Source organism: Rhodococcus sp. NPDC056743 (assembly GCF_042790355.1).
Lineage (GTDB): Bacteria > Actinomycetota > Actinomycetes > Mycobacteriales > Mycobacteriaceae > Rhodococcus_F.
On the sequence record NZ_JBHTZI010000003.1, the window covers coordinates 1 to 12,725 of the forward strand.

At 64.6% G+C, this 12,725-nt stretch carries 11 protein-coding genes; 6 read left to right on the plus strand and 5 right to left on the minus strand.

Features of this window, described 5'->3' with window-relative positions; all coding sequences use genetic code 11:
• Positions 1-75: 75 nt before the first annotated feature.
• Together ACFRFQ_RS07435 and ACFRFQ_RS07440 are read right to left on the minus strand one after the other, a co-directional pair.
• Complete coding sequence (locus ACFRFQ_RS07435) at positions 76-906, minus strand: Fic family protein (protein WP_378655117.1); 831 nt, start codon at positions 904-906, stop codon at positions 76-78.
• The gene (locus ACFRFQ_RS07440; protein ID WP_378655120.1) at positions 903-2,297 is read right to left on the minus strand and encodes a putative nucleotidyltransferase substrate binding domain-containing protein; all 1,395 of its coding nucleotides are present in this window, start codon (positions 2,295-2,297) and stop codon (positions 903-905) included. Before ACFRFQ_RS07440 ends, ACFRFQ_RS07435 begins: the two co-directional genes overlap by 4 nt.
• Positions 2,298-2,497: 200 nt before the next feature.
• Here ACFRFQ_RS07440 and ACFRFQ_RS07445 point away from each other — a divergent pair, with 200 nt between their 5' ends.
• From ACFRFQ_RS07445 to atzF, 5 genes are read left to right on the plus strand one after another with little or no spacing between them, the layout of a single operon-like run.
• Complete coding sequence (locus ACFRFQ_RS07445) at positions 2,498-4,021, plus strand: amino acid permease (RefSeq protein ID WP_378655122.1); 1,524 nt, start codon at positions 2,498-2,500, stop codon at positions 4,019-4,021.
• The gene (locus ACFRFQ_RS07450) at positions 4,018-4,905 is read left to right on the plus strand and encodes an urea amidolyase associated protein UAAP1 (RefSeq protein WP_378655125.1); all 888 of its coding nucleotides are present in this window, start codon (positions 4,018-4,020) and stop codon (positions 4,903-4,905) included. Before ACFRFQ_RS07445 ends, ACFRFQ_RS07450 begins: the two co-directional genes overlap by 4 nt.
• Entirely contained in the window at positions 4,902-5,555 is a 654-nt protein-coding gene (locus tag ACFRFQ_RS07455; RefSeq protein ID WP_378655128.1) for an urea amidolyase associated protein UAAP2, read from the plus strand. Before ACFRFQ_RS07450 ends, ACFRFQ_RS07455 begins: the two co-directional genes overlap by 4 nt.
• Positions 5,552-7,564 carry a 5-oxoprolinase/urea amidolyase family protein gene (locus ACFRFQ_RS07460; protein ID WP_378655130.1) on the plus strand — a complete coding sequence of 671 codons (2,013 nt, stop codon included), beginning with the start codon at positions 5,552-5,554 and terminating at the stop codon, positions 7,562-7,564. Before ACFRFQ_RS07455 ends, ACFRFQ_RS07460 begins: the two co-directional genes overlap by 4 nt.
• On the plus strand, positions 7,561-9,249 hold the full coding sequence (gene atzF, locus ACFRFQ_RS07465) for an allophanate hydrolase (protein ID WP_378655133.1): 1,689 nt from the start codon (positions 7,561-7,563) through the stop codon (positions 9,247-9,249). Before ACFRFQ_RS07460 ends, atzF begins: the two co-directional genes overlap by 4 nt.
• A 33-nt stretch (positions 9,250-9,282) precedes the next feature.
• Here atzF and ACFRFQ_RS07470 read toward each other — a convergent pair whose 3' ends face one another.
• Both ACFRFQ_RS07470 and ACFRFQ_RS07475 read right to left on the minus strand, forming a co-directional pair.
• The gene (locus ACFRFQ_RS07470) at positions 9,283-9,705 is read right to left on the minus strand and encodes a pyridoxamine 5'-phosphate oxidase family protein (RefSeq protein ID WP_378655136.1); all 423 of its coding nucleotides are present in this window, start codon (positions 9,703-9,705) and stop codon (positions 9,283-9,285) included.
• A 57-nt stretch (positions 9,706-9,762) separates the two neighbouring features.
• Positions 9,763-11,061 carry a serine hydrolase domain-containing protein gene (locus ACFRFQ_RS07475; RefSeq protein WP_378655138.1) on the minus strand — a complete coding sequence of 433 codons (1,299 nt, stop codon included), beginning with the start codon at positions 11,059-11,061 and terminating at the stop codon, positions 9,763-9,765.
• Between the two features lie 175 nt (positions 11,062-11,236).
• Between ACFRFQ_RS07475 and ACFRFQ_RS07480 the strand changes: the two genes are divergently transcribed.
• Complete coding sequence (locus ACFRFQ_RS07480) at positions 11,237-12,058, plus strand: acyl-CoA thioesterase (RefSeq protein WP_378655141.1); 822 nt, start codon at positions 11,237-11,239, stop codon at positions 12,056-12,058.
• On the opposite strand, the gene ACFRFQ_RS07485 is transcribed toward ACFRFQ_RS07480, so the two are convergent.
• Positions 12,052-12,663 carry a hypothetical protein gene (locus ACFRFQ_RS07485; protein WP_378655143.1) on the minus strand — a complete coding sequence of 204 codons (612 nt, stop codon included), beginning with the start codon at positions 12,661-12,663 and terminating at the stop codon, positions 12,052-12,054. The two genes, ACFRFQ_RS07480 and ACFRFQ_RS07485, sit on opposite strands and share 7 nt — an antisense overlap.
• Positions 12,664-12,725 lie beyond the last annotated feature (62 nt).

The window sequence follows — 12,725 nt, forward strand, 5'->3', positions numbered from 1 at the left end:
TTGCTCAACTCACGGCCCCGCAAAACCCTTGAATGGGATACTCCGTTGGAAAGGTTTCGCACATCGCTCGTTGCGTCAACCACGTGAGCCCGACGTTAATAAAGGCGCACAGCGGTCTACGAGCGCGCGCCGCAACAGGGGAATCAGCGGGCGCGGCGACGGAGCGCCGGTCCGGCGGAAGGGGGACGAATCACGAGACGCGGCAACCCATTCCGCAGCATCGATGCTCGACAGGTCGAGCAGGAACCCGGTCGAGCTGGTGAGTTGGTGGAGCAATAGGCTGCCGGTGCGGCCGTTTCCCTCACGAAACGGATGCGCGTGGTTGTAGGTGACGTAGACAGTCGCCAGCGCGTAGGCCAGCCCGCCACGGTCGGCTCGGTGCCAGTCTGTCGCCGCAACTGCGATTTCGACTTCACGCAAGTATCGGCTGATCGAACCGACCGGTGCGAAGCCGTCGCCGTTCTTGGTGATGTCGACTATGCGTTGCTGCCCCGCCCAGCCGAACACGTCACCGAACACCTGCCCGTGCAACCCGAAGATGTACTCGGCATCCACCTGCCGCGGCCTCGGCGCGGGTTGCAGATGGGCTTGGAGCAGGCGAGCTGCGGTCGCGGCATACTCGACGTCCCGCAGCTGAGTATGGTCCTGGAATCCGAAGTTGTTGCGCAGCACGGTGGTCCCGGTGACCAGGTACGGACGCGGTAAGGCGAGCCGTCGCCGACGCGGGACTGCGCGCGCGGATGCGGCGCTGCGGTGATGTTCGATGTAGTCCTCGCAGGTGAGGGTGCCGCCGGCCAGCGCGTCCAAATCGGTGAGGTCGTCGCTGCTGGGCTGCCATCCTTCGAGTCGCTCGGCCGCCACCGTCTGACGAACCGCGTGCCGCTGCGGGGCGGTCAGTTCGGTCATGCCGGTGGCCCCGTGTATGCAAGTTTTCGCTGCAGGCCCGCGATCTCACGGACGGCGCTCCCGAGCAGACTCCGGTACAGGGGGGTCAGCGAGTCCAGTGGCAGGACGTCGGTCGGGGCTTCACCTCGTTCGATCTGCTCGCACTGGTGCCGCAACCGGATCTGGGCGAGCACGTCGAACGACTCGGCGAGCATTGTCGCGTCGTCGTCGGGGAGAATTCCCGAGGTCGCTGCCGCGCGCAGTCGCACTGTGGTGGACGGGTCCGCGCAGCCTGCCGCGAGTCCGGCCCACCGCGCGATATTCACGATCGGCATTACACCTTGTGCCTTGATGTCGACGGAATCGGTGCGGCGAGTGAGACGCTCGCGCAGTGAATGCATCCGCGCCTTACCTTCGACGGCTTCCTTGAGCAGCAGCCGTAGCGCGTCGGGATGGAGTCGCTCGGAAACAACGGGGGACATGGCAAGGTAGTCGTCGCCGAGCGCGACGCGACTGTCCGCGAGCAGCGACACCATCACGACACCCTGATCGGCGTAAGGATCGGCGAGCCAGCCGTACAGCCCGCGCAACCAGTCGGATTCCGAACGCGCGAACCGCGGACTTGACGCAACCGCTCCGTTGGCATCAGAGGGGAGTCCGCAGCGCTGCAGTAGTCCGTGTACCCGACTTCCATAGGCGGTTTCGCGGGCCTGCCGTTCGGGACTGTGGTCGTCCGGCCAGATCAGCGCGCTGTCGACGTCGGAGCTGGGCATGGCCTCGCGACGAGCGACGCTGCCGAGAGAAAGCCAGGTCGATCCGGGATGGCCGTCGGCGATGAGGCTGGCGGCCCGGGTGACGGCGGCGTCCATGAGTACCGACGCGATGGCGCTGACATCGATCGCCGCTACGCGTGCTCGCCACAGCCCCACCACAAGCTCCGGGATCCGTGCAGTCGCGGCCACCAGTTCGTCGGTGTCGGTCGCCTGAGAAATAGTGCTGCGCACCAGGAATCCACTCCGCGTTGCGGTGGCGAACAGGTCTGCGTCCTCGACCACGCCAAGAACCTCGCCGCGTGCGGACAGTATCGGCAGGTGCCTCACTCCGCGTTCGAGCATGTCGAGCAGCACGTCGGCGCCGAGTCGGTCAGCGCTTGCCGTGTGCACTGGAGTGGTCATCACTTCGGACACTGGGGTAGTGGTGCCGAGTCCGGCCGCAACAATCCGCCTGCGTAGGTCTCCGTCGGTGAAGATGCCCAGCGTTCCGCTGCGAAGGGGAATGAGTACGTAACGACGGCCGGCAGCGGTCATCGCGCGGGCAGCGTCGGCGGCGGTTGTCTCCGGTTCGCAGGTCAGTGCGGGCCCACGCAACAACTCGCCCACCGGGAGCATCGATGGATCGCGGACGACGTTCATGGCCCTTATCTAATGCTGTGCCGCCCCGCCGAGCATCACCGACTACCCGTGTGAGGGTTCGGAAACGTTTCGTTAACCGATGTCATCGACTCGCAACGCAATCGCTACACAGCGAAACATGAGAGACACCGGCCGGGAACGGGAGCGCAGAAAACTGTCAACTGACAGGAATACCGCCCCCAGGCCTCCCAGGAGAATCAATGACGATCGCGGCACCTAAGCCCAGCGACGACAACGACCTCGCCGAGTTCGGCTACGAGCAGCAACTGCACCGCTCGCTCGGCAAGTTCGCCTCGTTCGCGGCAGGCTTCTCGTTCGTCTCCATCCTGACCACGATCTTCCAGTTGTTCGGGCTCGGCTTCAGCTTCGCGGGACCGGCGTTCTTCTGGACGTGGCCGTGCGTGTTCCTCGGCCAGTTCATGGTCGCGCTGAGCTTTGCCGAACTTGCTGCGCGCTACCCGATCTCGGGGGCCATCTACCAATGGTCACGGCGGATGGGCGGCGAGATCATCGGGTGGTTCGCCGGTTGGTTCATGATCATCGCGCAGATAGTCACTGCCTCCGCGGCGGCGATCGCACTGCAGGTGGTGTTGCCGAACGTGTGGAGCGGATTCCAGATTGTCGGCGAGGACAGTTCGCTGACGTCGGCGAGTGGCGCAACCAACGCGGTACTGCTCGGCTCCGTGTTGCTGGTGCTCACGACAACGATCAACTGCGTTGGCGTGAACTGGATGTCGCGGATCAACAATATCGGTGTGACTTGCGAGATCATCGGCGTCATCGCGGTGATCGGAATGTTCTTCACCCACGCCCAGCGTGGTCCGCAGGTGGTCTTCGATACCGGCGCCGCAGGTAGCGAGCCAGGCTACATCTGGGCCTGGATCGTCTCGGGATTGATGGCGGCATACGTCATGGTCGGCTTCGGCTCGGCGGGCGAGCTGGCCGAGGAGACCCGCAATCCGCGCCGCGTCGCACCGCGCACCATTCGACTGGCACTGTCGGTATCCGCACTCGGCGGTGGCCTGATGATCGTCGGCGCGCTGATGGCAGCGCCGAGCCTCACCGACGGCCGGCTCGCAAGCGAAGGCCTGCCGTACGTACTCGGCGCAATCCTGAGCTCCCCGTGGGGCACCCTCCTGCTGATCGACGTCGCCATCGCGGTCTTCGTGTGCACCCTCGCGATTCAGACCGCCGCATCGCGGTTGATGTTTTCCATGGCTCGCGACGGCCGCCTGCCGGCATCGAAGACCCTCTCGAAGGTCAACGCCCGCACCGGAACTCCGGTTGCGCCGTCCGTCCTGATCGGTATCGCCTGCATCCTGGTGCTCGCGGTGAACGTCGGCAACTCGGCAATCTTCACCACTCTGTCGAGCGTGTGCATCGTGCTGATCTATCTGGCGTACCTGATGGTTACCGTTCCGCTGCTGCGACGCCGGTTGCAGGGTTGGCCGCACGGAGATGTCCAGTACGACTCCGAAGGGCGAAAGCTGTTCTCACTGGGTGCTTTCGGCATCCCGGTCAACATCGCGGCGGTGCTGTACGGAGCCGCAATGGTGATCAACCTGTCCTGGCCGCGTGCCGAAATTTTCAACCCTTCCGGTGACATGCCGATTCTGCAATGGGCTGCCCCGATCACCGTCGTTGCCGTCGTCCTGGTGGGCGCTCTCTGCTACCCGCGCGGCAAGACCGTTCCGAACCCCGTCACGATTGGAGCTACGAAGTGACCACGACCGACACTGCCACCGACACCACAGCAGCTACTGACACCACAGCAGCCGCCCGCGAGCACGCCCGCTCGCAGGCCGGCGCGATCACCGACTCGATGCCGGTCCTTCCCGCCTCCGCATGGCCCACGCCTCCGGTCGGCATCACCGCGAACCGGCTGACCTGGGCGGAGACGGTGCCCGGCGGCCGATACACCTCGAAGGTGCTGGCCCGCGGCACGCGGATCCGACTGCGCGACATCGCCGGCAGTGCCTGCGCGAACGTGCTGCTCTACCGGGCGGACGCTCCGCACGAGCGGCTCAACATTGCCGACACCGTCAAGGTGCCGTGGCAGGCGTACCTGAGGGTGGGCCATCCACTGCTCTCCGACCAGGGACGGATACTGGCGACTGTTGTCGCCGACACCTCCGGTCACCACGATGCGTTTTGCGGAACTACGTCATTGGCCACGAACACAGCCAAGTACGGCGAGGGATCGGCACATTCGGGAGCACCCGCCGGGCGGGAATTGTTGACTCTGGCCGCGGCCAAGCACGGTCTGACCGCCCGCGACCTGCCGCCGGTGCTGACACTGTTCCACGGCGTACGAGTCGAGCCGGACGGCGCACTGACCAGCACCGGAAATGCCGGCGCCGGAACGGAGTTGGAGCTACTGATCCATCTGCCTGTCATCGTGCTGATTGCAAATACCGCCCACCCGTTGGACCCGGACACCACGTTCGGCACCACGTCCCTCGAAGTAGTGGCGTGGGAAGCGCCCGAGGACCTCGACGCTCTGCCCGGCGACGACCCCGAGTACCGCCGGGCAGTTCTCAACACCGAGGACGCCTGGAACGCTGCCAAGCCCGCCTATGAAGCACATTTCGGAAGGGACGCCAAATGACCACCGCTGTAGAGACTCCCGCTCTCGTCCCCGGAGCCGTGATCCTCGATGGGACTGTCGGCGCGCGCGGACCTTGGTCTGCGATCGTCCGAGCCGGCGACGTCCTGACCATCGTCGACCTGTACGGCAACCAGGCCGTCGACTCCCTCTTCTATGCAGCCGACGATCACGGCGTTCGGTACTCGGCTGCCGCAACCGTTGCAGCGCAGCGCAATCTGTTTCTCACCACCGGATCCGTGCTTCGTGCCGACGACGGAACTGCACTGATGACGCTTGTCGGCGACGAGGTCGGCAACCACGACACCGTCGGAGGCGCCTGCTCGCAGGAGTCGAACACCTTGCGTTACGGCCACCACACCAAGCATCAGCACGCATGTGTCGAGAACTTTCTGATCGAGGGCGCCAAGTGGGGACTGGGCAAACGTGACCTGGTCTCCAACATCAACTTCTTCATGAACGTTCCGGTCGACGCGGACGGAACACTCGGCATCGTCGACGGACTCTCCGCACCGGGTAAGAGACTGGCTTTGCGCGCTGAGATCGACACACTGGTGCTCGTGTCGAACTGCCCGCAGATCAACAACCCCTGCAACGGCTTCGACCCCACAGCGGTGCGGATGATCGTGACCCGGCCGGAGGAACAGCGATGACCGAGATTACCGTTCAGCGTCCCGGCATGCTGAGCACCGTTCAGGACTGGCCGGGCCGCGTCGGCTACTGGCAGATCGGTGTGCCCCCGTCAGGCCCGATGGACGACCTGTCCTTCCGGCTTGGCAACGAAGCACTCGGTAACGAACCGGGAGCAGCGGGACTCGAGTGCACGATGGCCGGCCCCGCGCTGCGATTCGCCGAGGCCACCGTTGTCTGCGTCACCGGCGCGCCGGCCACCGTCCGAGTGAACGGACTGCAGGTCCGGGCCTGGGCGCCGGTCCACGTTCCGGCCGGCGGCGTCCTCGACGTCGGGGCGACAACCGGTCCGGGACTGCGGATTTACGTGCTGGTACGCGGCGGAATCGACGTGCCGGACTACCTGGGCAGCGGTGCCACCTTCACGCTCGGCAAATTCGGCGGTCACGAAGGTCGGACGCTACGCGAGGGCGACGTGTTGAGCTGCGGGGCAGGTCTGTGCAACCCCGATGCCGCTCAACCAGTTCCGATGGAACACGTACCGGTGATCGGTGACCGCTGGGAGATCGCCGTTACCGAGGGACCACACGGCGCACCGGAGTTCTTCACCCGCAACGACATCGACACGTTGTACGCCACCGACTACGAAGTGCACTTCAACTCCGACCGCACCGGGGTCCGCCTGATCGGGCCGCAGCCGGACTGGGCGCGCAACGACGGCGGCGAAGCGGGTCTGCACCCCTCCAACATTCACGACAATGCCTATTCGGTTGGTGCGCTGGACTTCACCGGCGACACCCCGATTCTGCTCGGGCCCGACGGACCGAGCCTGGGCGGATTTGTCTGCCCGGTTACCGTTGTATCCGCAGAAAGGTGGAAGCTCGGGCAGCTGAGCCCCGGAGACACGGTGCGATTCGTACCGATCCGCGCCGATCGCGCCGCGTCGAAACGCCAACTGGGCCTGAGCCGTCGCGCGAGCCTGCCGGCCGTATTCAGCGGCGGCGGAGACGGGGACGACGGAGTGATCGCCCGCCGCGACGGCAAGACCGCGGTGACCTATCGCCGCTCCGGAGATGACAATGTTCTGGTCGAATACGGGGACATGACTCTCGATCTCGCGCTTCGGGCGCGGGCGCACGCACTGCACCAGCGACTCGAGGCAGAGAAGCCGGCGGGGCTACTCGATCTCACTCCCGGCATCCGGTCGCTGCAGGTGCGCGTCGACCCCGACGTTCTGCCGGTGTCGAAATTGATGGGCTTGCTCGCCGAGGCCGAGGATCAGATCCCGGATTCGTCCGAACTTGTGGTGCCCAGCCGATCGGTCCGGATGCCGCTGTCCTGGGACGACCCGTCCACTCGCGAGGCGATCAAGCGGTACATGCACGGTGTCCGCGCCGACGCGCCGTGGTGCCCGTGGAACATCGAGTTCATTCGGCGGATGAACGGGCTGGACTCGGTTGCCGACGTCTTCGACACGGTATTCGACGCCGAATACCTCGTGCTCGGGCTTGGCGACGTCTATCTCGGCGCGCCGGTGGCCACCCCACTGGATCCGCGTCACCGTCTGGTCACCACCAAGTACAACCCCGCGCGTACCTGGACGCCGGAGAATGCCGTCGGGATCGGCGGTGCGTACCTGTGCATCTACGGCATGGAAGGCCCAGGCGGCTACCAGTTCGTCGGTCGCACAACCCAGGTGTGGAACCACCGGTACCCGGAGAAGTCCGGCCCGTTCGAGGACGGCACACCCTGGTTGCTGCGCTTCTTCGACCGGATCTCGTGGTATCCCGTCGAACCGGACGAACTGCTTGAACTGCGCGCCGAGACGGCCGCGGGAGGGCCCGGCGGCGTGCACATCACGGATGGCAGTTTCTCTCTCGCCGAACACGAGCAATTCCTCACCGCCAATGCAGATTCCATCGAGGCCTTCCGAGCCACCCAAGCCGTAGCGTTCGGCGCCGAGAGAGACGCGTGGTCTGCTGCCGGTGAATTTGCCCGCACCACAACAACAGTCAAGGAGGTGGCCGCGTGAGCGCACGGATTACCGCTACGGCGCGGGTCGCGGCAGCGTATCGGGCGATTGAAACCGCTGACAGGCCGGAGATCTGGATACACCTACGCCCCGAAGCCGACGTGATGGCCGAGGCTGCACTCGTTGACGCGTCCACTGCTGACCTACCGCTGCGAGGTGTGGTTCTCGCGGTCAAGGACAACGTCGATGTGGCCGGCGTGCCGACCACCGCTGGATGTCCCGCGTTCGCGTACACGCCGGCAGTAGACGCGGCGGCGGTTGCGGCGCTACGGGCGGCGGGCGCGGTAGTGCTGGGCAAGACGAACCTCGACCAGTTCGCGACCGGGTTGGTGGGCACTCGTAGCCCGCACGGAGCGGTGCGGGATTCGCGTCGTCCGGAGTACATCTCGGGTGGCTCGAGTTCGGGGTCAGCAGTGGCCGTCGCTCTTGGGTTGGTCGACATCGCAATCGGCACCGATACGGCGGGGTCAGGCCGTGTTCCGGCTGGTCTACAGGGCATCGTGGGCGTCAAACCGACGGTCGGAGTTGTCTCCACCGTGGGCGTGGTTCCGGCCTGCAGTTCTTACGACTGCGTGACCATCTTTGCTGCGGATCTGGCCGGCGCCGAGTCCGCGATGGCCGTGATGGCATCGGGTGCACCGGACCGCCAGTGGCCGAGCGACGTCAGGTTGGCTGCGCCGCCGCGGCCACGAGTCGCAGTTCCGGCTTTGTTGCCCGGACTGGACGAGCAGTGGGCGGCGGCGTTCGGTGCGGCTGTCGAACGGTTGCGTGCCGGCGGTGCCGAGGTAGTCGAGATTGACCTGACACTGTTCCTCGATGCCGCGAAGCTGCTGTACGACGGTGCGCTCGTCGCCGAAAGATACGCGGCGGTAGGTGAATTCGTCGACGCCCGCCCGGATGCAGTGGACCCGACGGTACGTTCGATCGTCGCACCCGCCGGAGCCATACCGGCGCATCGACTACTGGCGGATCGGGAGTTGTTGGCGCAGTTGCGGAACCGGGCGATGAAGGCGCTCGACGGATGTGATGCCCTGATTGTGCCGACGGCGCCGGAACATCCGACGATCGCCGAGGTCGCTGCTGATCCGATCGGTGTGAACTCCCGGATGGGGAGGTATACCAACTTCTGCAATCTCTTCGACCTGTCAGCGCTCGCTGTTCCCGCCGGTACTGCCGGCGATGCGCAGTTCGGGGTGACGGTGCTGGCGCGTGCGTTCGAGGACGGCGTCGCGGCCGACATCGCAGCACTGATAACCGGTGACAAGGCAACAGGATGGACGTCGGAACCGGCGGACACGGTTGAACTGTCGGTCTTCGGCGCTCACCTGCGCGGTCAGCCGCTCGAGCATCAGTTGACGGGGCTCGGCGCCCGGTGGCTCGGCCCGGTAGCCACCGCTCCGCGCTACCGGTTGAGTGCGCTGGACACTACGCCGCCCAAACCGGGGTTGGTCCGGGTGGCGGATGGCGGCGTGGCGATCGTGGGGGAGCGTTGGCAACTCACTCCCGCTGCTCTCGGCACGTTCCTTGCCGCGCTACCGACGCCGATGATGCTCGGGTCGGTCGAATTCGACGACGGCAGTTGGGGAACCGGATTCGGTTGCGACCAGGATGCGGCGTCGACCGGCAAGGACATCAGCGAGTACGGCGGCTGGAAGGCTGCGTTGGAGGCCGGGGCGGTGGGCTGACCTTAGAGTACTGGGCCCGGATCTCGCTCAGCTTTAGTCGTGATCGAATTTCACGGCACGGCCGGTGATTTCGGTTGCCGTGATTTCGACAACGTTGTACTTGGGCGTCGGAATCCAGGAGCGCAATCCCAATTCGTCGATCTTGGCGGTTTCGGTGAACGACGTAATCACCCGCGCGGTTCCGCGTACTACAACACTCCACCCTTGTTCTGGGCCAACGTGATCGGCTTCGAACAGGACGCGGTCGTCGATGGTCAGTTCGACGAGTTTGGTGCCCTCGGCGGTGCGGAAATAGATGTGGTTGTCGTCGACCACATAGTTGACCGGGAAAATGTCCACGCGGCCGGAAGCTCCGACAACAATCCGGCCCAATGTGGCTTGGCCCAGCAGTTTCCAGCTGTCTTCGGCTGCAAGTACGGCGACGGGTGAATTCGAGGAGAGATCGTTGGCGGTCATGTCTCATTTTCTCATGTGAGAGGGGACAAATCGTGCGAGTTGGACGAAGATCACTAGTCAGCGAGTCGGTGTCGGCGCCGCGGGTACCGCAGCGGGATCACCACCGGGTACGGCACTCGCGCCGTAGAACGTGGGAATGATGCCCTTGGCCAGTACCAACGCCGATCCCTCGCCCGTCGGTACCGTCGCCAGGTTTGTCGCGATCACCATGGTGAGGTCGGTGTTCGGATCGTGCGCCATGAATGTCATGAATCCGGGAATCTGGCCGTCGTGGCCGATCAGGGCAGGTCCGAAGCGGGCGATGCCGAGACCGTAGCCGGCAGCGGAGGGATTGCTCGGATCAGTGGGTTGGATGCTGTCGAGGCGAACCTTCTGCATCTCGTCGTTCAGCAGCCCGCCGCCGACCAGGGCTTTGACGTAGGTGGCCAACTCTCCGACCGTCGAGATTGCGCCGCCCGCTGTCCAGGTCCAGGACGGGTTGGCGTCGGTCTCGTTGTTCGGCTTCAAGGTGCCGGCCAGCGCTGCGCTCAGTTCGGGTTCGGGGAGTGCAAAGGTGTCGATCGTGGAGACATTGGTGCCGAAGGAGTATCCCTGCGGATGGGGGTCGGGGATCGAGGAATCGTTTGCCGCCGGCAACGACGTGTGTGTCAGACCCAGGGGCTCGTAGATGCGCTCCTGGAATGCCTGTGCTGCAGACATATCGGTGAGTTTTTCGATGAGCAGGCCGAGGAGCACGATGTTGGTATTGCTGTATTCGAACTTCTCGCCGGGAGCAAAATCGACAGGGTGGGAGAACGCGATAGCCAGCAATTCCTCCGGTGTCCACGCCTTCTGCGGGTCGTTGTCGAGCGTCGCGTTGAATTGTGGGTCGAAGGAGTAGCTGTACAGCCCGCTGTGCATGTCCGACAGCTGCGCAATGGTGATCGTGTCGCCGTTCGGCACCCCGTCGATGTACTTGCCGATGGGATCGTCCAGGCTGAGTTTTCCTTCCTGTACCAACTGAAGAATGACTGTCGACGTCATTGTCTTGGTGTTGCTTCCGACGCGGAAGTAGTCGTCCAAGGACATCGGTTTGTCCTCGCCGATGACCTGGGTGCCGAATGTCGCGGTCCAGTCGCCTTGTGTCGGCGACGAGATCAGCACTACCGCACCGGGAATGACGTTGTCTTTCATCAGTTTATCGATGGTCGGTCGCAAAGTTGCCGCGTACGCCGGAGCGGGCTCATCACTTGACGACGCGGCCTGAGTCTGCGACACACCAGTGGAATCCGTCACCTTCGACGTGGTTCCGCATCCCGTCAGGACGACGAGGCTCATCGTCAGAGCGACGGTTGCTGTTGTGCTGTGACGGCGCATGGGTTCTCCCAGTCTGCGATCGTGAATTCACCTGCACTTCGAATCGTAAAGAACAATCGTGTCCGTTTTAGGTGTTTCGCGTGTCTGGGCTGGTTGAATTCGCTGAATGTATCCACGATCAGGCATTGTGTGACTGTCGGTGAGGATGCGGCGGACGCCGAGAACGGGAGTAGCGATGGCGACGATCGAAGAAATTCTGGAACTGGAACGCCTCGAACGGGACATTTTCCGAGGGATAATCGCGGAGACCACATTGCCCCGAACATTCGGTGGGCAGGTGGCAGGTCAGGCACTTGTCTCGGCCGTGCGTACCGTCGATCCCGAATTCTCGGTTCATTCGCTGCACGGATACTTCCTCCGGCCGGGAAACCCCAAGGAGCCCACCGTCTTCCTGGTCGACCGGGTGCGCGACGGCCGGTCCTTCACCACGCGACGCGTGACGGGAATTCAGGACGGCCAGGCGATCTTCACGATGTCGGCGTCGTTCCACGTTCAAGACGAGGGCATCGAGCACCAAGACGAGATGCCGCCGGTACCAGATCCGGAGACGCTCGACCTGGCCACCGACTCCGACGACGGCGAGACCGCCTGGCTGGCGCGAGAGTGGGCGGATTGGGACCTGCGACTCGTCCCACACGCCGATATCAGTAAGCGTCCCGGTGCCGCGGCTCAGCAGCAAGTGTGGTTCCGCTCGCGGGAGGCGCTGCCGGACGACCCGGTCTTCCACGTGTGCACTCTTGCGTACATGAGTGACATGACCTTGCTCGGATCGTCGCGCGGCCCGCACAAGGATGTACCGATGCAGTCCGCATCACTCGACCACGCGATGTGGTTCCTGCGCCCGTTCCGCGCGGACGAGTGGTTGTTGTACGACCAGACGTCGCCGTCGGCTGGTTTCGGTCGTGCGCTGACACAGGGACGGATCTTCGACCGGAGCGGAAATATGGTTGCCGCGGTCGTCCAAGAAGGCCTGACGCGTCACCTGCGCACTCAGTGAGTGCGAACAGCGGGCCGAGCCGGGTGGTCGTAACGCACGTCCAGGTCGATCCGGTCGGTTAGGCCGCCCCGATATTCGAGTAGCGCGTCGACGGTCCACAGGTCGGTTGGCGGTGTGTGCCGTCGTAGTGCCGCTTCGGACATGTTCAACCGGACGGTGACGTCGAAGTCGAGACCGCGCCCCAGCAGCATCGGTCCGGCGACGACGATCACCGTCCGATCGTGAACGGGGAGGCGGGAGGATCGTGCCGACCGGTCGGCCACTTCGTCCCACAGCTGGGGGAGCCACGTACGACGCACCCGCGCACCCGTGACAACTTCACGGTCCAGAGCGTCGTAGTCGAACCACATCGTTCGATAGCTCAGCGGATCTTCGTGCCCGAACTCGAGCCGCAACGACGCCGGACGTACGTAGTCGTGAAGAGAGACAACAGCACTCGGGCGTTGTCGTGACTCTGCGGCAACTCCGATCAGCCGCGCGAGTTCGGCCGGATTGGCGCAATCAGCGCCGTCCAGCGCCACAACCGCAAGTGTCGGGTGTGATTCGCACAGAGATACAACCTGTTCGGCCAGGGCCTGCGGGGTGGAGGGGATGAAGGCGTTCACGCCACCATGGTGCCGTGCGGCGACGGCGAACCGATAATGTGAACCCGTTGCCCGCCGGCGCT